A 24,575-nucleotide genomic window follows, 5' to 3' on the forward strand; every position below is an offset into this window, starting at 1 on the left:
TCACATGATCTTCGCGATGCACATCGCGGAGGGGTTCCTGCCCCCGCTGTGGGTGGCGGTCTGGACCCTCGCCGCTGCCCCGTTCGTCATCCTCGGGTTCCGATCCCTGGGGCGCGCCATCACCCGGCGACCGGATCAGAAGCTCCCGGTGGCGGCTTCCGGGGCGTTCTGTTTCGTCCTGTCGGCGATGAAGATCCCCTCGGTCACCGGGAGTTGCTCCCATCCGACGGGCGTGGGCCTGGGCACTGCGCTGGTAGGTCCCTGGCCGATGATGGCGTTGGGATCGATGGTCCTGCTGTTCCAGGCGCTCCTGCTCGCCCACGGTGGGATCACGACGCTCGGGGCGAACATCTTCTCTATGGCGGTGGTGGGTCCGCTGGTGGCGTGGTGGGTGCTCCGGGCGGGCCTCGCCACCGGCTTGCGTTGGTCGACCGCGGGCGGTGTCGCAGCCGGGGTCAGCAGCCTCACCACCTACGTCGTCACCGCGGTGCAGCTCGCGTTGGCCCACCCGGATCCTGCGTCGGGCGTGGCGGGCTCGGTCACCAAGTTCCTCGGAATCTTCGCCATCACCCAGCTCCCGTTGTCGGTGATCGAGGGATTGGTCACCTCGCTGGCGCTCGGCTGGCTCGCATCCCGGAGCACGGTCGCGCTCCCCGGGTGGGTGGGTCACCGGGAGGCTCCACGACGCTCCCTGCGAGGCTCGATCGCCGTGCTGGCTGCGGTGGTGGTGCTGTTGGTGGCACCGTTGGTGGCCCGCCGGGGGGCCGAGTGGGCGGGCGCCGACTCGCGAGCCGCCGACGAGGTGACGGCGATCGACTCCGACTACGAGCCGTGGTTCGAGAGCTGGTGGTCCCCGCCCTCCGGGGAGATCGAGGGGTTCCTGTTCGCCCTGCAGGCCGCGGTGGGGGCAGCGGTGCTGGGCTACGTCGTGGGAGCACGACACAAGCGGCTCGGAGACGGCGCCGACGAGCTGGCGCCGTCCGAGACCCCGTGAGCGCCATCTCGACCATCGACACGCTCGCCCATACCAACCGTTGGACCACTCGCCACCTCGGTGAGCGGCTGTGGTGGAGCGGTGGGCTCCTGGCGGCGGCGGTCACGCTTCCCGTGTGGCCGGCTGCACCGCTGGTGAGCGTCTCCGTGGTCGTCTCCTGTCGGCTCGCCGGACTTCCCTCGGCGGAGGTTGTCCGCATCCTGCGGGTCCCGGCGGGCTTCGTGGCCGCGGGGGCCGCGGTGGCCACGGTGTCGATCCAGCCCGGCTGGCCGCCGGTGCTCGGGGTCGCCGATCCCCGCACCGGCCTGGCGCTCGCCGGCCGGGCGATCGCCGCTGGGGCGGCCTTGGTGCTGCTGGCCTGCACGGTGTCGCTCCCTGAGCTGCTGGCGCTGGCACGGCGATGGCGGGTTCCCGCGACCGCGTGCGAGCTGGCGATGCTCATGTACCGGATGGTGGCGGTCGGCTTGGAGCGGGTGCGCTGGCAGCGGCTCGCTCAGGAGAGCCGGGGTGGCTACCTGGGGGTTCGCCGGTCCGTGCGCTCTCTCGGTGCACTGGCCGCCGCAGCGTTCGTGGGGTCGATCGGCCAGGCCGAACGGCTCTCCACCGGCTTGACCGCTCGGGTTTTCGACGGCACGGTCCACCTGATCAGCGAGCATCGCCGGCGGTCGCTCGCGTTCCTGACCGCCAGCTCGGCCGCGCTGAGCGCGATCGTGGTGGTCTCCCTCTTCGCCGGGAGCAAGTGGCGGTGAGCAGGTCGGACACCAGCCCGCTCGCGCTGGAAGCCCGGGGCCTGTGGTTCCGCTACCGCAACGCGCCATCAGACGCCCTGCGCGGCTGCGACCTGCAGGTCCCGGCCGGATGCCGGCTGGCGCTGCTCGGGGCCAACGGCTCCGGCAAGACCACCCTGCTGCTGCACCTCGACGGCATCTTGTCGCCCGCCCGTGGGACGGTCCACCTCGGTGGCGTGCCTCAGGCCTACGACCGCCGGTCGTTGCGCCGCTGGCGCCGATCCGTCGGCCTCGTGGTGCAGCATCCCGACGACATGCTCTTGGCCGGCACCGTCCTCCAGGAGGTGGCGTTCGGTCCGCTCAACCTCGGGGCCAGCGAGCGCGAGGCCCTCGTGGCGGTCGAGCGGATCCTCGAGCAGCTGTCACTCACCCATCTGCGAGACCGGCCGATCCACCTGCTGTCGAACGGGGAACGCCATCGGGTGGCCATCGCCGCGGTGGCGGTGATCGAGCCGTCGGTGCTGTTGCTCGATGAGCCGACGGCTGGCCTCGACCCCGTGGCGGTCGACGAGGTGCTCGACGTGCTCGCCCGGCTCCACGATCGGGGCACGACCATCCTGCTGTCGACCCACGACGTCGACCTCGCGCACCGCTGGGCGGACGCCGTGGCGGTGATGGTCGACGGCACGATCGGGGGCTTCGGTGGCCCGGAGCTGCTCGGCGACCCGGCGCTACTCGACGCCGCCCGTCTGCGTCCGCCAGCGGTGGTTCGGATCTGGCAGAGCCTTCCGGAGACCTTGCGACCGACCGCCTGCCCGCCCGACATCGACGCGCTGGCAGGTTTCCTGAGCCGCGCCCGGCTTCGCGATCAGCCCGTGGGAAGCGGCTGATGGCCACGAGCGCGGGGGGTCTGATGGTGTGTGGGACCAGCTCCGATGCCGGCAAGAGCACGCTGGTGGCGGGGTTGTGCCGGTGGCTCGCTCGCCGAGGCGTGACCGTCGCGCCGTTCAAGGCGCAGAACATGTCGCTCAGCTCGGCGGTGACCGTCGACGGAGGTGAGATCGGCCGGGCGCAGGCCCATCAGGCGTACGCGGCCGGTACCGATCCGGTGGTGGCGATGAACCCGGTGCTGCTCAAGCCCACCGGCGAGGCGAGCTGCCAGGTGGTGGTGATGGGTCGCCCGTGGGCGGTGCTGTCGGCTGCCGAGTACCACCGGCGCAAGCCCGAGCTGTTCGAGGTGGTTCTGGAGGCCCACCGCAGCCTGGCCGAGCGGTTCGAGGTCGTGCTGTGCGAGGGGGCGGGCAGCCCGGCGGAGATCAACCTCTTCGACCACGACATCGTGAACCTGCGGCTGGCCGACGCGGTCGGGGTGCCGGCCATCATCGTGGGTGACATCAACCCCGGTGGGGTGTTCGCGTCGCTGCTCGGCACCGTGGAGTGGCTTCCAGCACCGTGGCGGGCACTCGTGCGGGGATTCGTGATCAACAAGCTCCGGGGCGACCCCGCACTGTTGGCCGACGGGTGTGCGCAGCTCCAGGGCCGCACCGGGATCCCCACCATCGGGGTGCTGCCCTGGCTGGAGGCCGCCTGGGTCGACGGTGAGGACTCCATGGCGCTGGAGCGCCCACTCCCGGTGCCCCGCCCTGCGCTCGCCGACGAGCTCGACGTGGCCGCGGTGCGCCTGCCCCGGGTGGCGAACGCCACCGACCTGGACGCCCTGCGCCTGGAGGCCGGTGTCCGGCTGCGCTGGGTCCACGACGCAGCCGGGATGGGAGATCCGGATCTGGTGATCCTGCCCGGGTCGAAGGCCACGGTGGAGGACCTCGGCTGGCTGCACCGGCGGGGCCTCGTGGACGCGATCCGACGTGTCGACGCCACGGTGCTCGGGATCTGTGCCGGTTACCAGATGCTCGGCCACCGCATCGAGGACGCCGGCGGTGTCGAATCCCGAGCCGGCGAGGTGCAGGGTCTCGGTCTGCTGCCGGTGCAGACCCGTTTCCATCCCGACAAGGTCACCCGCAGGTGCCGGGGTCGGGTGGAGGGGTACGCCGGGGACGCGTCGCGCATCGAGGGGTACCAGATCCACCACGGCCGGGTGAGCCCCGAGGGCGGCGACCCGTTCGTGGTGCTCGACGCCGACGGCGTCGAGCACGTCGACGGTGTGCGTGTCGACGGCGTGTTCGGCACCACGGTGCACGGCCTGTTCGATGCCGACCCGTTCCGGCGGGCGTTCCTCGAGCGCACGGCTGCCCGTCGCGGGAAGCGGTGGGTGAGTGACGGGGTCGCCTTGGCGACTTCCCGCGATGCCCAGCTCGACACCCTGGTGGCCGCCCTCGAACGTCACCTCGATCTCACCGCCGTCGAACGCTTGGTCGAGCGCGGCAGCGCGATGGCTGGAGACTCGGCGCGATGAGCGAGCCGGGGGTGATCCTCTACGTGACCAACGTCGACACCGAGGTCCTCGCGTTGCGGATCGCCGTGGAGGGCCTGCCGGCGGGGTGTCCGCCGGTGCGGGCCCGCCAGACCTGGCGGTTCGACCCCGAACGCGATCTGGACGGTGCCCGTTGCGTGGTGGTGCGGCTCCTCGGCGGCCGCCGACTGTGGGAGGACGGCTTCAACACCATCGACGCCTGGTGTCGGGCCCGGGGTGTGCCGTTGCTGGCCTTCGGAGGCGAGGCAGTGCCCGACGCGCCCCTCGCCGCCCGCTCCACGGTGCCGGCCAGTGTGCACCGAGAGGGGTTCCGGTACCTCGTGCAGGGAGGTCCGGCGAACCTCGGTCGGTTCATGAGCTTCATCGCCAGCGCGGTGCTCGGTGAGGACCTGCCCGTGGAGCCCCCCGAGGACATTCCGACCTACGGCGTCTGGCGGCGCAGCGCCGGGTTCGACGACGGCCGACCTCGGGTGGGAGTGGTGTTCTACCGGGCGCACCTGGTGGCGGGGAACACCGGGTTCGTCGACGAGCTGGCGGATGCGCTCGAAGCCCGTGGGGTCGGTGTGGTCGTGGTGTGGTGCTACTCGTTGCGCGGCGAGGCGGGTGCGCCGGTGGTGGAGCTGCTGCGTGGCGAGCAGGTCGAGCTGCTGGTCACCACGGTGCTCGCCGCCGGTGGCGCCAACTCGGGGGCGGGCACGGTGGGAGCGCCGGGGGGTGCCGAGGGCGAGCCCTGGGACGTCGAGGCGATCGCCTCGCTCGACGTCCCGGTGCTCCATGCGGCCTCTGCGGGTCAGTCGTCCCAGCAGTGGGCGGTCGACCCGAACGGCCTGGGCCCCTACGACGCCGCGGCCGGCGTGGCCATCCCGGAGATGGACGGGCGGGTGATCGGACCGGTGTTCGCGTTCAACGAGGTCGTCGACGACGGCGACGACCTCGGCACCGAGGTTCGCGCCTACCGCTGCATCCCCGACCGGCTCGAGCGTCTGGCCGGGATCGCGGCCCGCCTCGTACGCCTCCGCCGCACCCCAGCCGGCCAGCGCCGGATCGCCCTGGTGCTCTCCGCCTACCCGACCCGCCACGGCCGCCTCGCCAACGCCGTCGGCCTGGACACCCCCCGTTCGGTGATGCGGATCCTCGACGCGCTCGCCACCGCCGGCTACCGGGTCGGCGAGATGCCGGAGGACGGGGATGCCCTGATGGCCGAGCTGGAGGCCGGCTTCGTCGACGACACCGGCACCGTGGGAGTGACCGACCCGGGCGGGGGGGTCGGCCGGCTCGACACGAGCGCGTACCGGTCGTGGTTCGAGACCCTCCCACCGCAGTCCCGGCGGGAGGTCGAACAACACTGGGGACCGGCGCCCGGCACCCACCGGGTGCACCAGGACGCCCTGGTCTTCAGCGGACTCGAGCTCGGCAACGTGCTCGTCGCCGTGCAACCCCCGCGCGGCTACGGCGACGACCCGGTCGCCATCTACCACGCGCCGAACCTGCCGCCGACCCACCACTACCTCGGCTTCTACCGGTGGCTGGACGCGGTGTGGGGCGCGGACGCGGTGGTGCACGTCGGCAAGCACGGCACCCTCGAGTGGCTCCCCGGCAAGGCGCTGGCCCTGAGCGCGGCGTGCTTCCCCGACATCGCCATCGGCGAGTTGCCGCTCTTCTACCCGTTCCTGGTCAACGACCCGGGTGAGGGCAGCCAGGCGAAGCGTCGGGCCCACGCAGTGATCATCGACCACCTCTCGCCCCCGCTGACCCGGGCCGAGACCTACGGCGAGCTCGCCCGCCTCGAGCAGCTGCTCGACGAACACAGCCAACTCCAGGTCCTGGACCCCTCCAAGCTGCCGGCGCTGCGGGAGCGCATCTGGGCCACGATCACCGAGGCCAGTCTCGACCGCGACCTCGGGATCGAGGAGCTGCCCGGTGCAGAGGCCTTCGACGACCTGCTCGTGGAGCTCGACGGGTACCTGTGCACGCTGAAGGACGCCCAGATCCGTGGCGGGCTGCACGTGTTCGGTGAGCCCCCGTGCGGCGACGCGCTGGTCGACATGGTGCTCGCCGCCACCCGACTCCCGCAGGGATCGGTGCCGTCCCTGCGAGCCACGGTCGCGTCGGAGCTGGGCCTGCGCGCCGATGATCCGCGCCATGCCGATGCCGTGGAGGCGGAGTGCCGCCGTCGGGTGCAAGCCGCCGCTGAACGAGGTTGGCGACCGGTCGTCGGCGACGGGCCGACCGTGCAGTGGGTGTGTGAGTGGCTGGTGCCGATGCTGCAGCGCACGGGCGACGAGCTCGCCAACCTCCTGCGGGGCCTCGACGGCCGCTTCGTTCCCGCCGGGCCGGCAGGCACCCTCAGCCGGGGCGGGGCGCACGTGCTGCCGACGGGCCGGAACTTCTACTCGCTCGACCCGCAGGCGCTCCCGACGCGTCTCGCATGGGAGACGGGCGTGCGCCTGGCCGATGCGCTGCTGGCGCGCCACCTCGGCGAGCACGGCTCCTACCCCCGCAGCGTCGGTCTGGTGGTGTGGGGGACCGCGGCGATGCGCACCCAGGGCGACGACATCGCCGAGGCGCTCGCGCTGCTCGGGGTGCGGCCGGTCTGGGACCAACAGACCCGTCGGGTGGTGGGCCTGGAGCCGATCCCGCTGGCGGAGCTGGGCCGACCTCGCATCGACGTGACGTTGCGAATCAGCGGGTTCTTCCGTGACGCCTTCCCGAACCTCGTGCGGCTCGTGGACGACGCGGCACGGCTGGTGGCGTCGCTGGAGGGCGAGCCGCCGGAGCAGAACGCGCTGCGGTTCGCACCCGGCGACCCGCGGGTGTTCGGGCCGGCACCGGGGGCCTACGGCGCCGGGATCATCGAGGCCCTGCAGTCCGGCCGGTGGGCCGACGAGGACGATCTGGCGGCGATCTACGCCGCGTGGTCGGGCTGGAGTTACGGCCGGCACGGCTATGGCGTGGCCGACGAGGCCGCGATGCGCCGACGCTTCGCCCTGATCGACGTGGCGGTGAAGAACCAGGACGACCGGGAGCACGACATCTTCGACTCGGAGGACTACCTGGCCGACCACGGGGGCATGGTGGCGCTGGTCCGTGCTCTCACGGGATGCACGCCCGCCGCGGTGGTGGGGGACTCGTCCGATCCCGCCCGGCCCGTGGTGCGCTCGCTGGCCGAGGAAGCGGCCCGGGTCTTGCGCAGCCGGGCACTCAATCCTCGCTGGATCGCAGCCATGGGCACCCACGGCTATCGAGGTGCCGCCGAGCTGGCGGCGACCGTCGACTGCCTCGTCGGCTACGACGCCACCACCGGGGTGGTCGACGACTGGATGTACGAGCGGATCACCACGGCGTACGTGTCGGACCCCGAGGTTCGGGACTTCTTCCGTCGCTCGAACCCCGCCGCGCTGTGTGAACTGGCCGAGCGGCTCCTGGACGCGGCCCGGCGAGGGATGTGGCAGGCCTCCGAGGAGGCGCTCGCCGTGCTCGCAGACGCGGTGGTGGAAGCGGAAGGCTGGGAGGAACTGCGGTGAGGGCGATGCTGCCGTTCCCCGCGGTGGTCGGCCAGGACCAGGCCAAGCTCGCGCTGGTGCTCGCCGCGGTGGAGCCGCGACTCGGTGGGGTGCTGCTGCGCGGCGACAAGGGCTCGGCGAAGACCACCCTGGCGCGGGGCCTGGCGTCCTTGCTCCCCGGCGATGCGCCATTCGTCGAGCTGCCGCTCGGGGCCGGTGAGGACCGGACGCTGGGCTCCCTCGACCTGCAGTCGCTGCTGCGGGACGGCACCCCATCGTTCCGCCCGGGTCTGCTGGCTGCGGCCGATGGCGGGGTGCTCTACGTCGACGAGATCAACCTCCTCGCCGATCACCTGGTCGACGCCCTCCTGGACGTGGCGGTCTCCGGGGTGAACCGGGTCGAGCGGGACGGTCTGTCCCACGTCCATCCCGCCCGCTTCGTGCTGGTGGCGTCCATGAACCCGGAGGAGGGGGAGCTGCGACCGCAGCTGCTCGACCGGTTCGGCCTGTCGGTGGAGGTCCGCGCACCGACCGAGATCGATCAGCGCGTGGAAGCGGTCCGCCGACAACTGGCGATCGAGCGGGGCGAGGGACCGGCGCCGGACGGCGAGGTGGAGGCGCTCCGCATCAGGGTCGATGCAGCCCGTCGGCGTGCGGTGAGCGTCGACGACGACGTGCTCTGGATGGCCAGCGCGGTGGTGCTCCAGCTCGGCGGCGAGGGTCTGCGCGGGGACCTGATGCTGGTGCGGGCGGCGAGCGCGCTGGCGGCGTGGGAGGGTCGCTCGGCGGTGACGATGGAAGATCTGCGTCGGGTGGCGCCGATGGTCCTGGCGCACCGGCGGCGACGGCGCCCGCTCGAACAGCCCGGCATCGACCAGGCGGAGCTCGATGCGGCCTTCGACCGCAGTGCGCACAACGGGAAGGACTCAGGTGCGGCCGAAGGTGCCGATGGCTCGGGCAGCGCGCAGGGCGGTGCCGATGCGAGGTCGCCGGCGCCGTCGGAGCCCGCAGGTTTCGATCACGCAGCTCCCTATGGCGCGGCGCCGGTGAGGGATCCCGAGGATCGGGAGCCGATGTGTGAGGCTTCACTGCTGCGATTGCCGATCGCAGCGGGTCACCGTGCCACTCCCACAGGCTCGGCGGCCGACGGGCGGGCGGTCATCGCTGACGGGTCCCGCGGGCGGGCTGTGCGGCGCGCCGACTTCGACGCCGAGCTGGGCGTCGACCCACTCGGGTCCGCAGTGGCGCTGGTGGCGCGTCGAGCAGCGAGCGGGTCACCGGGGGCGCCGGCCGAGCCGGGGGATCTGCGCTCGATGCTGTGGGAGCAGCTACAGGGCGCGCTGGTGGTGTTCGTGGTGGACGCTTCGGGCTCGATGGGCGCGGCAGGCCGGATCGAGTTGGCCCGGTCGGCGGTCCTCGGGTTGCTCACCGATGCGTACCGGCGTCGTTGCCGGGTTGCGCTGGTGACCTTCGGCGGGGATGGCGCGACGACGATCCTGAGGCCGACCTCGTCGGTGGAGGTTGCCCGGGCTCGGCTGGCCGAGTTGCGTCCGGGGGGCGGGTCACCGATCGCCGAGGGCTTGCGGGAGGCTTCGATGGTGATCTCCAGGGCTGCTCCGCGCGGCCCGGTGACCGTGGTGCTGGTCACCGACGGTCGGGCGACCGCAGCGGGAACCAGCCCGGCGGCCGCCTCGTCGGATGCTACGGAGGCGGCGAGGGACCTGGCCCGGGCGGGGGTGACCGTGGTGGTGGTGGACAGTGAGCGGGGTCGGACCCGCCTGGGTCGGGCCCGCGAGCTGGCCGAGCGCGCGGGGGCGGTGCTCGTGCCCTTCGAAGAACTCGAACGACTCGCTGGCGGTGACGGCAGGGGGCTCGACGCATCCGGTCGGGCTGCGGACGGTCACGGCCAGACCCGGTCCACCGGCGAACCGTTTCCCCGGCAAACAGTGAGGTGATGATGCCCGAGCGCGATCCCGACGACATCCCGACCGATGACCCGCGACCCGACGGCCTGCGTCGGGCGTCGTCGCTGGTGGTGGTCTTCACCGGTCCGGGGAAGGGGAAGACCTCCGCGGCGATGGGCACCGTGTTGCGGTCGGTGGCCCGCGACTGGCGGGTGGCGGTGGTGCAGTTCCTGAAGTCGGGGCGGTGGCGCACCGGCGAGGAGAAGGTGTGCCGCCGGCTCGGTGTGGACTGGTGGGCCCACGGGGAGGGGTTCACCTGGGAGTCCGAGGACCTCGACCTCGACCGGGCGGTGGCCGCCGCGGCGTGGGAACGGGCCCGGGAGCTCATCGTCGGGAGTGAACACCGCCTGGTGGTGCTCGACGAGGTCACCTACCCGCTGAACTGGGGCTGGATCGACGCGTCGGACGTCATCGCGACGATCCGTGACCGCCCGGGCCAGGTGAGCGTCGTGGCCACGGGGCGCAACGCCCCACCGGGGCTGGTCGAAGTGGCCGACACGGTGTCGGAGATTGCCGACGTGAAACACGCCTACCGAGCCGGTATCCGCGCCAAACGCGGGATTGACTTCTGACTCAGAAGCTGGACTCAGCATGGACACGGGATCGGCGAGGCACGAGCCACCGGTGCGATCACCCGCCCCGCTTGACAAGCCTCGAGGCGGCTCCTGACCTCGGTCCCTTACCGTCCGCCGGCGTGACCTGATGGACCGGCCGAACTGTTCATCGCTGCGCGTAACCGAGCCGCGCAGAGATGAACCGTTCGGAAAGAAGAACGGGAGGGGGGCGACGACTCGGCGGCCAGTCGGCAGCTCGAGCTCCGCTAGCGTGAGCCACTGGTGCGGGCCACCCCTGCGCCGGAGGACCACATGACCGATCTCGCCATCCGTGAGCCGTCTGCTGGGCAGCCGAGCGTCATCGCGCCGGCGAGGCCCGGTACCCGGGTGCGCTGGTGGGTTCCGGTCCTCGCGTTCGTCGCCATCGGTGCGGTGCTGTGGTGCGTGGCCGCGCTGGCGGCGACGCACCTCCCTCGTGACGCCTACTTCCCCCGACCCGAGCACGTGGCCGGTGGCAGCTGGTTCGAGGGCTGGCAGCGGTGGGACGCGTATTGGTACCGGGCCATCGTGCGCGACGGCTACGAGTACGACCCGGGCGTGCAGTCGTCCGTGGCGTTCTTCCCCGGCTATCCGATCGTGGTGTGGCTGGCCTCGGGCCTGTTCCCCAGCATCTTCGTCACCGGCACGGTGGTTACGGTGCTGAGCGGCCTAGTGGCTGCGGTCACGTTCTACCGGTGGTGCGCGCTGCGCCTGTCGCCTGCCGCGGCGGGCACGGCGCTGCTGGCGCTGCTCCTGTACCCCTACGCCTGGTACCTCTACGGGCCGATCTACGCCGACGCGCTCTGCCTCGCAGCCGCGCTGGTCGCGTTCTACGCGGTCGAGCGCGACCAGCTGTGGGTCGCGGGTCTGGCGGGCTTCGTGGCCTCTGCCTCGCGGCTGGTGGGACTAATGGTCGCGGTGGCGCTGGTCCTGCGGGTGATCGAGCGGCGCAACGCGGCGATCCACGCCCATATGCTGCCGGCGACCGATCCCGACGGCCGCTGCCGGGTCGGGTGGCGTACTGAGCTTCAGCGCCGCCTCTCACCCCGGGGGTTCACTCATCACGATGCACCGGTCCTGCTCGCGTTCGGTGGCTTCGCCAGTTGGTGCACGTACTTGTGGATCCGCTTCGGTGACCCGTTCCTGTTCTCCACCGTGCAGTCCGCGCCCGGCTGGGACCAATCGACCGGACCGGCGACGTGGGTCAAGGCCCGTCTGATCGGGGAGGTCTTCCGGGATCCGAACTGGCACACCGCCGAGAAGCTCCTGCAAGCGGCCTTCGCCATCGGGGTGCTGCTGGCGGTGCCACGGGTGGCCCGGCGGCTCGGCTGGGCGTACGCCGCGCTCGCGCTCGGGGCGGTGCTGCTGCCGCTCGTGGGCACGAAGGATTTCATGGGCACCGGCCGCTACCTGCTGGCCGCGTTCCCCGTGTTCGCGGTGGTGGGCGAGTTGCTGAGCGAGCGGCCTCGCCTGCGGCTCGGGGTCCTCACCGGCTCGGGTCTGGTGCTCGTGGTGTTCACCACGCTCTTCGCCAGGGGGTCGTACCTGTCATGACCGCCTCGTCGAGTCGGGTGGCGCTGGTGACCGGCGGCGGGCGGGGCATCGGCCGGGCGATCTCGCTGGGTCTCGCCGCGGACGGCATGGACGTGGCGGTCAACTTCCGCCGCGACCGGGAGGCTGCGGAGGCCACGGTCGAGGAGATTCGCTCGGCCGGGCACCGGGCGCAGGCCTATCAGGCCAGCGTGGATCACCTCGACGACGACCGCCGGCTGGTCGAAGCAGTCCTCGCCGACTTCGGGCGCCTCGACGTGTTGGTGTGCAACGCGGGCATCGCCAGCCGGGGCCAGAGCGTGGTCGACACCGATCCGGCCGAGCTGGAACTGGTCATGCGCACCCACGCCTTCGGCGCACACCATCTCTGCCAGCTGGCGGTGCCGGCGATGCGCGAGCAGGAACGAGGCGACGTGATCCTCGTCTCGTCGGTGGCGACGCTCACCCACGCCGCGAACGGCGGGCCCTACAACATGGCCAAGGCGGCCCTGGAAGCACTCGGCTACACCCTGGCCAAGGAAGAGCTGCGCCACGACATCCGGGTGAACATCGTCGCCCCCGGCCTGGTCGACACCACGATGGGCCAGAAGCTCATGCGGGCCGTGGCCGGGGTGGAGGACCTGCGGGCGCTCGACCCGTCGATGCCGTTCGGCCACGTCTGCACCCCCGACGACGTCGCCAACGTGGTGCGCTGGTTGGTGAGCCCGCAGAACACCTACGTGACCGGCCAGAAGATCAACGTCGACGGCCTGGCCAGCTTCCTGCGCTGAACCGGTACGATAAACCCGTCCCAGGACGTGGAAATCGATCGAAGGGCCGCCATGGCAGTCGACACCGATCTCGTGCTCACGGTCACCGAGCCAGCGTTGGAGAAGATCCTCGAGATCCGCGACGGCGAGGACGACCCCGGCTCGTTGGCGTTGCGGGTGGAGGTGGTCGGCCAGGACGGCCGGGAGTACGCCTACGACCTCGGCTTCGAGCCGCTCGACGACGCAGCACCGGGCGATCACGTCTCCGATCAGGGGGGACTGAAGGTGGTGGTACCGGCCGGCAGCATCGATCGGCTTCGCGGGGCCACGCTCGACGTGCCCCGCAACCCCGGCCAGGGCGGCCTGGTCATCCGCAACCCCAACCGCCCCAACCCCCTGCTGGGCGCCAAGCTGGAGCTCACCGGCGACCTGGCGGAGAAGGTGCAGCAGCTGCTGGCCGAGTCGATCAACCCGTCGCTGGCCATGCACGGCGGGTACGCGTCGCTGGTCGGGGTGGAGGGCACGAAGGTCTTCCTCACCATGGGCGGCGGATGCCAAGGGTGCGCGCTCAGCGCGGCGACGTTGCGGGAGGGCATCCAGGTGGCCATCCGGGAGGCCATCCCCGAGGTCACCGAGGTCATCGACGTCACCGACCACGAGTCGGGGGAGAACCCCTTCTACCGCTGAGCTCGGGGGCGGGCGCGAACCAACCTCGACCGGTCAGTGCCGCTCGGCGCTGAGTGAGCCGGCGGTGGCGAGCAGCTCCCTTGCCGACGCTGCGACCCCGGGGCCGTCGAGGCCCAGGTCAGCCAGGATGGCGTCGGGCTTGCCGTGGGGGATGTACGCGGCGGGCACGCCGAGGACCCGTACCCGTGGGGCCGGGCGACCGAGTGTGACCTGCGCGATCCGGTCCGCGATCGCGGCGCCGACCCCACCGTCTCGCAGCCCGTCCTCCACCGTGACCACGAAGGGGTGGCGGGCTGCGTCGGCGATGAGCTCGGGGTCGAGCGGGGTGACCACCCGGGCGTCCCAGACCGTGGTCGACACGCCCTCTGCCTCGAGCAGCTCGGCGGCAGCCTCGGCCGCGTCGAGCATCTTGCCCACCGCCACGATGCACAGCTCCGAACCCGATCGCAGCTTGCGGCCCCGCAGACCGTGGCCGACCTCGTCGGGGTTCGCCTGGCGGGCCATGGTCTTGGGCCAGCGGATGGCGACGGGGCCCGAGGTGATCTCCAGCGCGTCGTGGAGCATGACTTGCAGCTCCTGGTACGACGACGGGGCGAACATCGTCATGCCCGGCACCTTGGTGAGCAGCACCATGTCGAGCAGGCCATGGTGGCTGGCGCCGTCGTCTCCGGTGATGCCGGCCCGGTCGATGCAGAACACCACGGGCTGGTGGTGCAGCCCGACGTCGAGGTTGATCTGGTCGAAGGCCCGGGTGAGGAACGTCGAGTAGATCGCCACCACCGGGCGCAGCCCACCCATCGCCATCCCCGCCGCCGCGGTCACCGCGTGCTGCTCGGCGATGCCCACGTCGAAGAAGCGGTCGGGATAGCGCTCGGCGAAGGGCAGCAGGCCGGTCGAGTCGGGCATGGCGGCGGTGATGGCCACGATCTCGGGGTGCTCCTCGGCCTCCTTCAGCAGAGCCTCGGTGAACGCCGCGGTGTAGCTGCCCGGCTTGGCCCCGCCGATGTCGTGCAACCGCTTGATCGGGTCGTTCTCCGCCGGCGCGTAGCCGCGGCCTTTCTGGGTGTGCACGTGGATGACCTGCGGGCCGCCGATCTCGGCTGCGTTGCGCAGTGCCTCCTCGAGCCCGGCGATGTCGTGGCCGTCGAACGGCCCCGCGTAGCGGACACCGAGGGCCTCGAAGAACGCCGGTGGCTCCCACATCTCCCGGATCGCGGCCTTGGTGGCTTCCATGGCCCGCTCGAGCCGATCGCCGACCAGGGGCATCTCGGCGAGCAGCTTCTCGATGCGCGCCTGGCGACGCATGTAGGTGGGGTTGTTGCGGATCTTGACCAGGCTCTCGCCCAGCCGGGAGATGGTGGGGGCGTAGGAGCGGCCGTTGTCGTTCAGGATGATGATGCAGTCGCGGCCGGAGTGCCCGAGGTTGTTGAGACCCTCGAAGGCCATGCCCCCGGTCATCGACCCGTCACCGATCACCGCGATCACCCGCCGGCCCTCACCACCCTCGGACTGCTGCGCGGTGGCCAGGCCGTGGGCGTAGCTGAGGATGGTGGACGCGTGGCTGTTCTCGATCCAGTCGTGCTCGGACTCGGCCCGACTCGGGTAGCCGGACAGCCCACCCGCCTGCCGCAAGGTGGCGAACTGCGAACGCCGCCCGGTGATGATCTTGTGCACGTAGGCCTGGTGGCCGGTGTCCCAGAGGATGATGTCGCGGGGCGAGTCGAACACCCGGTGCAGCGCCAGGGTCAGCTCGACGACACCCAGGTTGGACCCGAGGTGCCCGTGGCCGACCTGGTTGACGGAGTCCACGATGAACTGGCGGATCTCGGCCGCCAGGATCTCGAGCTGGTCGCTGTCGAGCGACTTCAGGTCTGCCGGTGAGTCGATGGTCTCGAGGATCATGTCTGGCCCTGGCCTTGCATCGAGGTCACGGTACCTGCCTCCCGCGCTGTGCGGTGCGTCGGGGTCACGGAGCCGAGTGTCGCTCAGGCCATGGCGGCCTGGCTCCTCCCGCCCACCGCGAAAGCGGGGGCGCCGAGGAGGCTGACCGCCACGTTGAGCAGGTAGAGCAGCAGCCCCAGAGCCACCGCCTGCTCAGCGGGTACGCCGAGCGGCGCCAGGAAGACCACGAACGCACCCTCCCGCACCCCGAGGCCCGAGATGCCGATGGGCAGCACCTGGGCGATCAGCACCGCAGGGAAGAACGCCAGTAGCGGCGTGAACCCCAGCTCGGCCAGCCCGACGGCCGCGGCAGCCATCAGGGCGGCCAGGCACAGCACGAGCTGGTACACCAGACCGACCCCGATCACGCTCAGTGCCGCGGCGGGGTGGTGGCGCAGGCGGGACACGCCGAGGTGCACCGCCCCCACGAAGCGCAACCACCCCTGCCGGGTGCGGAAACGACCGCCGAGAGCGGGGTGGTCGGCCACCACGAGCACCGCCACCAGCGCCCCAAGGGTGCCCGCGGCGATCAGCACGGCCAGCAGGGTGGCGCGCCCCAGCTCGAGCAGGTCGGGGTTGATCGCCAGGCCGATGAAGGTGATGAGCGGGAGCACCAGCCAGCCGGTGAGCCGTTCCAGCACCACCGACGCGAACGTGTCCGGCGGGTCGCCGTTCTCGCGGGCGAGGCGGCTGACTCGTAGAACGTCCCCGCCGATGGTGGTGGGCAGCACGTTGGACACGAACTGGCCGGCGAAGTAGAGCGGCACGAGCCGGCGCAGCCGGGCCCGCAGCCCGAGGGCCCGCAGCACCTGCTGCCAGCGCAGCGCGGAGAGCACGATGCCCACCAGCGTGAGCAGGGCCGCACCGGTGAGCCAGCCCCAGGTGGCCGTGCTCCAGGTGGGCACCAGGCGGTCCCAATCGAAGTCGGGGATGCGGGTGACGAGCAGCCAGAGCATGCCGGCGCTGGCGAGGACCCGCACCGGCAGCATCCACCCCCGGTGCCTGCTCCGAGCCTGCTCGTGGCCCGTCTCGGTCTGCTCCACCAGCTCGTCGACGGTGAGGTCGGCGAGCGCCAGCAGGTCTTCGGCGGGAGCGCCTGCTGGGTCGGAGGGTCTGGCAGCCACCCGACGATTCTACGGCCGTGTGGGTGACCGACGCTCGCCCCGATGTTCTCGTCGCCCGGGGGCGAAGGTCGTGCCGGTGCTCGCTACGCTGCGCCGGTCGACCGACCACGGAGGCCGTATGACGGAACTGAGCGGTCACGGCGGCGAGCTCGCCGTGCGGGCGCTGCGACGGTTCGGGGTGCGGGAGATCTTCACCCTCTCCGGCGGGCACATCTTCCCTTTCTACGACGCGGCCCGGGCCCAGGACGTGCGGATCGTCGACGTCCGCCACGAGGCGACAGCGACCTTCGCCGCCGAAGGGATGGCGAAGCTCACCCGGCGACCGGGGGTGGCGGTTCTCACCGCGGGGCCGGGGGTCACCAACGGCGTGAGCGCCGTGACCAGCGCGTGGTTCAACGGCTCGCCGCTGGTGGTGCTCGGTGGCCGGGCGCCGCAGGGTCGCTGGGGTGCAGGCTCCCTGCAGGAGTTCGACCACGTGCCGGTGCTCGCCCCGATCACCAAGCACGCGGCGACCGTCACCGCGGTCGAGCGGATCGGCGCCGACGTGGTGGCGGCCACGGCCGCGGGGCTCACCCCGCACCGCGGGCCGGTGTTCCTCGACTTCCCGCTGGACGTGATCTTCGCCACCGGCACCGGCGACGTACCCGACCGCCCCCCGATCACCGGGCCCGAGCCGGACCCGGACGACGTGCACCGCGCCGCCGCGATGCTGGCTGCCGCCGAGCGCCCGGCGTTGATCGCCGGCACCGACCTCTACTGGGCGGGCGCCTGGGGGGCGCTGCGCGAGCTGGTCGAGACGTTCGGGGTGCCCACGTTCGTGAACGGGCTCGGCCGGGGCTGCCTGCCGGCCGATCATCACCTGGCCTTCAGCCGGACCCGCGGTCTGATCAAGACCGAGGCCGACCTGGTGGTGGTGGTGGGCACGCCGCTGGATTTCCGGCTGTCGTTCGGCCGGTTCGGCGACGCGCGGGTGGTGCACATCGTCGATCATCCCTCGCAGCGAGCCGCGCACGCGGAGGTGGCCGTGTCACCGGCGGGGGACCTCACCGCGATCCTCGAGGGCATGGCCTCGTGGGAAGGCGAGCGCCGCGATCACACCCCGTGGATAGAGCGGCTTCGTGCTGCCGAAGACGACGCGGCAGCCGCCGAGGCAGAGCTGCTGGCGGCGGCCACCACCCCCATCAAGCCCACCCGGGTGTACGGCGAGCTGCGCCGGGTGCTCGACCGCGACGCGGTGGTGATCTGCGACGGAGGCGACTTCGTGTCCTACGCCGGCCGCTACGTCGACTCCTTCGAGCCGGGCTGCTGGCTGGATCCCGGCCCGTACGGGTGCCTCGGCACCGGGCTGGGTTACGCGGCCGCCGCTCGCCTGGCGCACCCGGATCGGCAGGTGGTGCTGCTGCTCGGCGACGGCGCGGCCGGCTTCTCGCTCATGGACGTCGACACCCTCGTCCGGCACGGGCTGCCGGTGGTGATGGTCGTGGGCAACAACGGCATCTGGGGTCTCGAGAAGCACCCAATGAAACTGCTTTACGGCTACGACGTGGCCGCGGACCTGCAGCCGGGGTGCCGTTACGACGAGGTGGTGCGAGCGCTCGGCGGTGCGGGGGAGACGGTGACCGACCCGTCCGAGCTGGGTGATGCGCTGAAGCGGGCTCTCGCCGCGGACGCCCCGTACCTGGTGAACGTGATCACCGATCCGGCCGACATGTACCCCCGGTCGTCGAACCTGGCGTGAGGGTGACGCCCGTCGAGGCGGGTCGAGGTGGCCGACGCCGAGCGGAGGGCTCAGCCCCGGGCCTTCTCCAGGAACCGCTCCACGTCGACGATCACCCGCGTCACCCGCCCCACGGCGACCAGCCCCCGCTCGTCGTTGACCGACACCGTGAACACCACTCGCCGGCCGTTGACCTTCTCCACCGTGGCCTCGGCCACCACCCGGTGGCCGACCGCGGTGGGGGCCAGGTGGTCGAGCTGGACCTGCATGCCCACAGAGGTCTCCTGGGGACCGAGCGCGCCGACCAGGGCCTTGACCGCAGCCTCCTCGCAGAGCGCCACCACCCTCGGGGTGGCCAGCACGGGCACGTCGCCGGAGCGGATGGCGATGGCGGTGTCGGCGTCGGCGACCTCGAGCTCGGCTTCTGCGCACAGGCCGGGACGTACGGGCACCGGGGTACGATAAGCCCCTTCCCGCCCGGTCAGCCAACCCGCCCGGAGGCCGCCGTGATCGACGAGTCGGTGATCAGCCGTGTGCTCGGCGCGGCGCTGCGCACCGGCGGCGACTTCGCCGAGATCTTCGCCGAGGACAAGCGCTCGTCGTCCGCGCTGCTCGACGACGGCAAGGTCGAGGAGCTCACCTCCGGCCGCGACCGCGGTGCCGGCATCCGGGTGGTGGTCGGCGAGACGACCGGCTTCGCCCACACCGCCGACCTCTCCGAGGCAGGGCTCACCGCGGCGGCCGAGGCCGCCGCCGCGGCGGCTCGCAGCGGCGGCGGAGGGGTGAGGACGGTGGCCTTCGAGCGGCGGGACGTCCCGCCCGCCTACCGGGTCGAGACGTATCCCGCCGACGTACCGAAGGCTCGGAAGGTGGAGCTGCTGACCCGGGCCGACGAAGCCGCCCGGGCCGCGGGCTCGGCGGTCACCCAGGTGTCGGCCAGCTACGGCGACAGCCGGCGGCGGATCCTGGTGGCCAACAGCGACGGCCTGCTCACCGGCGACGACGTGGTCCGCACCTTGTTCACGGTCTCGGTCGTCGCCACCGGCGACACCGGGATGCAGACCGGGCGCGAGAGCGTCGGCCACACGGTGGGCTGGGAGCTGTTCGACCTCTACGACGTGGAGGAGTTGGCCCGCACCGCGGCCAGGCGGGCCCTCACCAAGCTCGACGCCAGGCCCGCTCCCAGCGGTGAGATGCCGGTCGTGATCGCCTCCGGTGGTGGGGGAGTCCTGTTCCACGAGGCGTGCGGGCACGGCCTGGAAGCCGACCTGGTGGGCAAGGGCGCGTCGGTGTTCAAGGGCCGGGTGGGGGAGCAGGTGGCGGCGAAGGGGGTGACGATCGTCGACGACGGCACCATGGCGAGGGAGTGGGGCAACTACGCCATCGACGACGAGGGTCACCCCGCGCAGCGCAACGTGCTCATCGAGGACGGGGTGCTCACCGACTACATGTGGGACCTGCTCCGGGCCCGCAAGGAGGGCCGGGCCAGCTCGGGCAACGGGCGCCGCCAGAGCTACCAGCACCTGCCGATGGTCCGTATGACCAACACGTACCTGCTGGCCGGCGACGACGATCCGGATGACATCATCGCCTCCACCGATCGGGGGGTGTACGTCAAACACCTGGGCGGCGGTCAGGTCAACACCGCCACCGGCGACTTCGTGTTTGGCATGACCGAGGCCTACCTCATCGAGAACGGCGAGATCACCGACCCCATCCGGGAGGGCAACCTGATCGGCAACGGGCCCGAGGTGCTGACCCGCATCGACGCCCTCGGCAACGACTTCGCCATGGGGCCACCCGGCACGTGCGGTAAAGACGGCCAGGGCGTGCCGGTCGGTGACGGCGTACCGACGCTGCGGGTCAGCTCCCTGACCGTCGGCGGCACCGCGGCGTGAGCGCCCAGCCCGACGGCGCCGAGCTGCTCGCCCTCGCCGAGCGCGTGGTCGCCCTGGCGGCCGGCGACGAGCAGGTCGAGGCCGTCGTCGTGCGCGACCTCGGCACCGAGATCAAGGTGTACGAGGGCGAGATCGAATCGTTGTCGTCCGCCCAGTCGCAGGGCATCGGCATCCGGGTGATCAAGGGTGGTCGCCAGGGGTTCGCCTACGCCGGCACCCTCGACGTCGACGTGGCGGCCGAGACCCTGGCCGAGGCCCGAGACAACGCCGGGTTCGGCACGGTCGACGAGTTCGCAGGCCTCGCCGAGCCTGACGGCGTCGCTCCTGCCGAGCTCCCGCTGTGGTCGGACGCGCTGGCGTCGTTCCCGGCGGCGCGCAAGGTGGCCTTGGCGCTGGAGCTGGAGCGGGCGGTGCGGGGAGCCGACCCGCGCATCTCGGGGATCGAGTCCGCGGAGTACGTCGATTCGATGAGCGAGGCGGCGATCGTCACCACCACCGGCATCCGCGCTTACAGCCGGGACACCGGCTGCTACGTGTCGACCTACGCCATGGCCGAGCAGGACGGCGAGGTGCAGACCGGGTTCGGCTTTTCGGTGGGGCGCGATCCGGCGGAGCTCGACGTGGACCGGGCTGCGACCGACGCCGCCGAGCGGGCCACCCGCATGCTGGGCGCCACCAAGCCCCGCAGTGAGCGGCTGACCGTGGTGCTCGACCCGTGGGTCACCGCGCAGTTCCTCGGCATCCTGGCCTTCACGCTCAACGGTGAGTCGGTGCTCAAGGGCCGCTCCCTGTTCGCCGATCGGCTCGGCGAGGAGGTCGCCTCGCCGCTGGTCACCCTGGTCGACGACCCCACCGACATCCGGGCGTTCACCGCCACCGAGATCGACGGTGAGGGGCTGGCCACCCGCCGCAACGTGCTCATCGACGGCGGGCGGCTGGAGCGCTTCGTGCACAACGCCTACACCGCGCGCCGGGCCGGAACGGTGTCGACGGGCTCCGCGGTGCGGGGCTTCAAGAGCACCCCGGGGGTCGGCTGCATGGCCACCTCGCTGGTACCGGGGTCGCAGGGGCAGGCGGAGCTGGTGCGGCTGGCGGGCGAGGGCGTGCTGGTGCAGGAGGTGGCCGGGTTGCACTCCGGCGTCAACCCGGTGAGCGGCGACTTCTCCACCGGGGCCGAGGGCCTCCGGATCCGTGGCGGTGAGCTCGCCGAGCCGGTTCGTGAGTTCACCATCGCGTCGACCCTGCAGAAGATGCTGCGTGACGTGGTCGCGGTCGGCGACGACCTGCAGTGGCTCCCCATGCCTGCGGCGGGGGTGAGCGTGGTCATCACCGACGTGACGGTCAGCGGCGCGTGACCGAGCTGCTCGAGCTCGCCCGGCGGGTCGCCGAGCAGGCTCGGCCGGGCGAGCAGATCGAGGCCTACGTCGCTCGGGGCACCACGACCTCGGTGAAGGCCTACGGCGGCGAGGTCGAGTCGCTCACCTCGGCGGAGTCGTTCGGGGTGGGCATCCGGGTCGTCAGCGGGAAGCGGCAGGGCTTCGCGCACTGCGGCACCTTCGACGACGCGATGGTGTTCGACACGCTGGCGGACGCCCGCGACAACGCCACCTTCGGGGAGCCGGACGAGTTCTACGGCCTCGCCGTTCCCGACGGGCTCCCCGAGCCCTCGCTCCATCTGTGGCGGGACGAGCTGGTGTCGTTCCCCACTGTGGAGAAAGTGGCGCTGGCGCTCGAGCTGGAACGGGCGACCGTCGGTCGTGATCCGCGGGTGACCGGCGTCCGCACCGCCATCTACGGCGACTCCCTGGGTGAGGTGGCGATCGCCACCAGCACCGGCATCGCGGCCCACGGGCGGGGGACGGGTTGCCACCTGTCGGTCTCTGCGCTGGCGGTGTCCGGTGGCGAGACCAAGATCGGCGGCGGGGTGAGTGTCGGGCGGGGGCCGAGCGAGCTCGACGTGGAGGAGGCCGCCACCGATGCGGTGGATCGGGCGGTGCGCCTGTTCGGGGCGGTCAAGCCGCCCTCGCAGCGGCTGGCGGTGGTGTTCGAGCCCCGGCTGGCCGCCACGCTGCTCGGGATCGCCGGCGCCACGCTCACCGGCGAGCGGGTGCTGAAGGGCCGCTCGCCGTTCGCCGATCGGCTCGGGGAACAGATCGCGTCGCCGCTGCTGACGCTGGTCGACGACCCGACCGACCCCCGCTCGTTCGGCGCCGATCCCTTCGACGGGGAGGGTCTGGCCACCCGGCGCAATGTGCTCATCCGCAGCGGGGTGCTCCAAGGTTTCCTGCACGACACGTACTCCGGGCGCCGGGCCGGGACGGGCTCGACCGCCTCGGCCGTGCGGGGCTACGCCTCGACTCCCGGGGTCGGTTGCCGGGCGCTCGCCATCGCCCCCGGGTCGGGCAGTCTCGACGAGCTCGTCGGTGGGGTCGATCGAGGTCTGCTGGTCCAGTCGCTCAGTGGGCTGCACTCGGGGGTGAACGCGGTATCGGGGGACTTCTCGGTCGGCGCGGAGGGGCTGATGATCCGGGACGGGGCTCTCGCTGAGCCGGTGCGGGAGGTCACGATCGCCTCGACACTGCAGCGCCTCCTGCTCGGCATCCGCGCCGTCGGATCGGACCTCGAATGGCGGCCGGGCGGCACCGGCGCGTGCACCCTGGTCGTCGAGGACGTGTCGCTCAGCGGGACGTGAGATCCCCGGGCACCGGCGGCGAGACGATCACGGGGATCACCGAGCCGTCCAGCACCCCGCGGGCCACCGCGGGGACCTCCTGCTCGCCGACCGCGACGACGATGGCCTGATCGCCGATGTCCACCACCACCGCCTCCCGGGCCACCCACCGCCCGAGGGCGAGCAGGTCGACCCGGTCGCCCACCCGGAGGGTGGCGAGCGGCGGGTCGACCGGTACGGCGATCGCGCGCCCCCCGGGTGGCACCAGGGCGTGCGGGCCCTGTCGGCCGTCGGGCGCGACCCGCGCCTCGACCACGGCTTCGCCGGTGAGGATCGGCTGGGTGACCGTGCGGCCCGACGGTTCGGGCACGACCCCGTTCGGGAGCGCGAGGGACGGGAGCTCACGCCACTCGAGGTCGCCGGGCTGGATCTGCTCGCCGGGCCGGAGATCGTGGCGGGCGACGGGTACCCGCTGGCGTGGGCCGTAGCGGTCGGCGGTCTGCTCGGCGTTGGAGACGGTCACGGCCGCCAGGACGGCCAGGGCGGCTGCGGCCAGCGCGGTGACCGGCCAGTGACGGCGGGCGCGAAGCCGGAGGCGGAGCCCGGAGCGGGGCCGGGGCGGGTGATGCACGGCATCCTCCTGCGGGCGCGTCGAACGACGGGAGGCGCAGGGGGAAGCGACGTGAGGCTAGGCGCTCGCGGCCGCCGGCGTCGATGCCTTCTCGGAGCTCGAGGACGAACCCGACGCCGAGGACTCCGACCCGGACGAGCTCGACTCGGACGAGCTCGACTCGGACGAGGAGGACGACGATGTGCCGTTCGAGGAGCGGCTGTCGGTCTTGTAGAAGCCGCTGCCCTTGAAGGAGATACCGACGTTGCCGAACACCTTGCGCAGCGAGCCCTCACAGGCGGGGCACTGGGTCAGGGGATCGTCGGAGAACGCCTGGACGACTTCGAGCTCGTGTCCGCAGTCCCGGCAGCGGTACTCGTAGGTCGGCATGGTCCCTCTCTCGTCGTTCGCGTTGCCCGCTCACCGCCGCCGTCCCGGCGGTTAGCACTCGACACCTGAGAGTGCCAGCATAGCCGGGCCTCCCGGCGGGAACCACCGGGCCTCGCCCGCCCTACGATGGCGGCCATGGCACCAGCGGTCACCAAGGCAGTCATCCCCGCCGCGGGCCTCGGGACCCGCTTCCTGCCAGCCACGAAGGCGCAGCCCAAGGAGATGCTGCCCGTCGTCGACAAGCCGGCGATCCAGTACGTGGTGGAGGAGGCGGTGCGGGCGGGTATCGATGACATCCTCATCATCACCGGCCGCGGCAAGCGCTCCCTGGAGGACCACTTCGACCGCAACTTCGAGCTCGAGTACTACCTGGAGCAGCGGGGCAAGATCCACGATCTGGGGGAGATCCAGGCCTTGGCGGAGATGGCCGACATCCACTACGTGCGCCAGGGCGAGCCCCTGGGTCTGGGGCACGCGGTGTCGGTGGCCCGCAAGCACGTGGGGGACAACCCCTTCGTGGTGATGCTGGGCGACGACATCATGGACCGACGTTGCACCGTGCTCGCCGACATGATCGCCACCTTCGAGGAGTACCAGCGGTCGGTCGTGGCCCTGTCGGAGTTCCCCATCGAGGAGATCTCCGCCTACGGGGTGGTGCGCCCCGAGACCGTCACCGACCACCTCGTGCGGGTGCTCGACATCGTGGAGAAGCCCCAGCCCGCGGCCGCCCCCTCCAACCTGGCGGTCATGGGCCGCTACGTGTTCACCCCGGACATCTTCCAGGCGCTCGAGCAGGTCAAGCCCGGGCACGGGGGCGAGATCCAGCTCACCGACGCCATCGCCCTGCTGCTGCGCGAGCAGGAGGTCTACGGCTACGTGTTCGGTGAGGGCCGCTACGACATCGGCAAGAAGCTCGACTACCTCCGGGCCACGGTGGAGCTGGCGATGGACCGCGAGGACCTGGGCCCGGAGTTCCGGGCCTTCCTGGCCGAGATCGTGCGCAAGCGCGGCCTGGCCTGAGCGG

20 protein-coding genes are annotated in these 24,575 nt (G+C 71.9%); 15 read left to right on the top strand and 5 right to left on the bottom strand.

The features are described from left to right. Positions 1 to 4: 4 nt before the first annotated feature. From HZF19_RS01030 to HZF19_RS01075, 10 genes are all read left to right on the top strand, one after another. The gene (locus HZF19_RS01030) at positions 5 to 994 is read left to right on the top strand and encodes an energy-coupling factor ABC transporter permease (RefSeq protein ID WP_208026864.1); all 990 of its coding nucleotides are present in this window, start codon (positions 5 to 7) and stop codon (positions 992 to 994) included. After that, positions 991 to 1,743 carry a CbiQ family ECF transporter T component gene (locus tag HZF19_RS01035; protein ID WP_208026865.1) on the top strand — a complete coding sequence of 251 codons (753 nt, stop codon included), beginning with the start codon at positions 991 to 993 and terminating at the stop codon, positions 1,741 to 1,743. The genes HZF19_RS01030 and HZF19_RS01035 overlap by 4 nt, the downstream gene beginning before the upstream one ends. Then, positions 1,740 to 2,612: an energy-coupling factor ABC transporter ATP-binding protein gene (locus HZF19_RS01040; RefSeq protein ID WP_208026866.1), complete on the top strand. Its 873-nt coding sequence runs from the start codon at positions 1,740 to 1,742 to the stop codon at positions 2,610 to 2,612. The genes HZF19_RS01035 and HZF19_RS01040 overlap by 4 nt, the downstream gene beginning before the upstream one ends. Continuing rightward, positions 2,612 to 4,135 (top strand): cobyric acid synthase, encoded by a 1,524-nt coding sequence (locus HZF19_RS01045; protein ID WP_208026867.1) that lies wholly within the window; start codon positions 2,612 to 2,614, stop codon positions 4,133 to 4,135. The genes HZF19_RS01040 and HZF19_RS01045 overlap by 1 nt, the downstream gene beginning before the upstream one ends. Beyond that, positions 4,132 to 7,677, top strand: coding sequence for a cobaltochelatase subunit CobN (locus tag HZF19_RS01050; protein ID WP_208026868.1), 3,546 nt, complete (start codon positions 4,132 to 4,134; stop codon positions 7,675 to 7,677). Before HZF19_RS01045 ends, HZF19_RS01050 begins: the two co-directional genes overlap by 4 nt. Positions 7,678 to 7,682: 5 nt before the next feature. Beyond that, a complete protein-coding gene (locus HZF19_RS01055; protein WP_208026869.1) occupies positions 7,683 to 9,611 on the top strand; it encodes a VWA domain-containing protein in 1,929 nt (642 codons plus the stop codon). Next, positions 9,611 to 10,192 (top strand): cob(I)yrinic acid a,c-diamide adenosyltransferase, encoded by a 582-nt coding sequence (gene cobO, locus HZF19_RS01060; RefSeq protein WP_235979060.1) that lies wholly within the window; start codon positions 9,611 to 9,613, stop codon positions 10,190 to 10,192. The genes HZF19_RS01055 and cobO overlap by 1 nt, the downstream gene beginning before the upstream one ends. Positions 10,193 to 10,456: 264 nt before the next feature. After that, positions 10,457 to 11,767, top strand: coding sequence for a putative hexosyltransferase (locus HZF19_RS01065; protein WP_208026870.1), 1,311 nt, complete (start codon positions 10,457 to 10,459; stop codon positions 11,765 to 11,767). After that, positions 11,764 to 12,534 carry an SDR family NAD(P)-dependent oxidoreductase gene (locus HZF19_RS01070; RefSeq protein WP_208026871.1) on the top strand — a complete coding sequence of 257 codons (771 nt, stop codon included), beginning with the start codon at positions 11,764 to 11,766 and terminating at the stop codon, positions 12,532 to 12,534. The genes HZF19_RS01065 and HZF19_RS01070 overlap by 4 nt, the downstream gene beginning before the upstream one ends. Positions 12,535 to 12,585: 51 nt before the next feature. Next, complete coding sequence (locus tag HZF19_RS01075; protein ID WP_208026872.1) at positions 12,586 to 13,200, top strand: NifU family protein; 615 nt, start codon at positions 12,586 to 12,588, stop codon at positions 13,198 to 13,200. 33 nt (positions 13,201 to 13,233) lie between these two features. On the opposite strand, the gene dxs is transcribed toward HZF19_RS01075, so the two are convergent. Beyond that, positions 13,234 to 15,102 (bottom strand): 1-deoxy-D-xylulose-5-phosphate synthase, encoded by a 1,869-nt coding sequence (gene dxs / locus HZF19_RS01080; protein ID WP_208026873.1) that lies wholly within the window; start codon positions 15,100 to 15,102, stop codon positions 13,234 to 13,236. An 83-nt stretch (positions 15,103 to 15,185) separates the two neighbouring features. Then, entirely contained in the window at positions 15,186 to 16,265 is a 1,080-nt protein-coding gene (locus HZF19_RS01085) for a lysylphosphatidylglycerol synthase transmembrane domain-containing protein (RefSeq protein WP_208026874.1), read from the bottom strand. Between the two features lie 118 nt (positions 16,266 to 16,383). Between HZF19_RS01085 and HZF19_RS01090 the strand changes: the two genes are divergently transcribed. Continuing rightward, positions 16,384 to 18,003, top strand: coding sequence for an acetolactate synthase (locus HZF19_RS01090; protein ID WP_208026875.1), 1,620 nt, complete (start codon positions 16,384 to 16,386; stop codon positions 18,001 to 18,003). 50 nt (positions 18,004 to 18,053) lie between these two features. Here HZF19_RS01090 and HZF19_RS01095 read toward each other — a convergent pair whose 3' ends face one another. Continuing rightward, positions 18,054 to 18,434 carry a thioesterase family protein gene (locus HZF19_RS01095; protein WP_208026876.1) on the bottom strand — a complete coding sequence of 127 codons (381 nt, stop codon included), beginning with the start codon at positions 18,432 to 18,434 and terminating at the stop codon, positions 18,054 to 18,056. A 54-nt stretch (positions 18,435 to 18,488) separates the two neighbouring features. Between HZF19_RS01095 and HZF19_RS01100 the strand changes: the two genes are divergently transcribed. From HZF19_RS01100 to HZF19_RS01110, 3 genes are read left to right on the top strand one after another with little or no spacing between them, the layout of a single operon-like run. Next, on the top strand, positions 18,489 to 19,880 hold the full coding sequence (locus HZF19_RS01100) for a TldD/PmbA family protein (RefSeq protein ID WP_208026877.1): 1,392 nt from the start codon (positions 18,489 to 18,491) through the stop codon (positions 19,878 to 19,880). Beyond that, entirely contained in the window at positions 19,877 to 21,235 is a 1,359-nt protein-coding gene (locus tag HZF19_RS01105; protein WP_208026878.1) for a TldD/PmbA family protein, read from the top strand. The genes HZF19_RS01100 and HZF19_RS01105 overlap by 4 nt, the downstream gene beginning before the upstream one ends. Then, the gene (locus HZF19_RS01110; RefSeq protein ID WP_208026879.1) at positions 21,232 to 22,572 is read left to right on the top strand and encodes a TldD/PmbA family protein; all 1,341 of its coding nucleotides are present in this window, start codon (positions 21,232 to 21,234) and stop codon (positions 22,570 to 22,572) included. The genes HZF19_RS01105 and HZF19_RS01110 overlap by 4 nt, the downstream gene beginning before the upstream one ends. Here HZF19_RS01110 and HZF19_RS01115 read toward each other — a convergent pair. Both HZF19_RS01115 and HZF19_RS01120 read right to left on the bottom strand, forming a co-directional pair. After that, on the bottom strand, positions 22,559 to 23,182 hold the full coding sequence (locus HZF19_RS01115; protein WP_208026880.1) for an SAF domain-containing protein: 624 nt from the start codon (positions 23,180 to 23,182) through the stop codon (positions 22,559 to 22,561). The two genes, HZF19_RS01110 and HZF19_RS01115, sit on opposite strands and share 14 nt — an antisense overlap. A gap of 57 nt (positions 23,183 to 23,239) precedes the next feature. Further along, positions 23,240 to 23,551, bottom strand: coding sequence for an FmdB family zinc ribbon protein (locus tag HZF19_RS01120; RefSeq protein ID WP_208026881.1), 312 nt, complete (start codon positions 23,549 to 23,551; stop codon positions 23,240 to 23,242). 135 nt (positions 23,552 to 23,686) lie between these two features. Here HZF19_RS01120 and galU point away from each other — a divergent pair, with 135 nt between their 5' ends. Next, positions 23,687 to 24,571: a UTP--glucose-1-phosphate uridylyltransferase GalU gene (gene galU, locus HZF19_RS01125; RefSeq protein ID WP_235979061.1), complete on the top strand. Its 885-nt coding sequence runs from the start codon at positions 23,687 to 23,689 to the stop codon at positions 24,569 to 24,571. Positions 24,572 to 24,575: the final 4 nt, after the last annotated feature.

This window comes from Rhabdothermincola sediminis, from assembly GCF_014805525.1.
Classification (GTDB): domain Bacteria; phylum Actinomycetota; class Acidimicrobiia; order Acidimicrobiales; family Acidimicrobilacustridaceae; genus Rhabdothermincola; species Rhabdothermincola sediminis.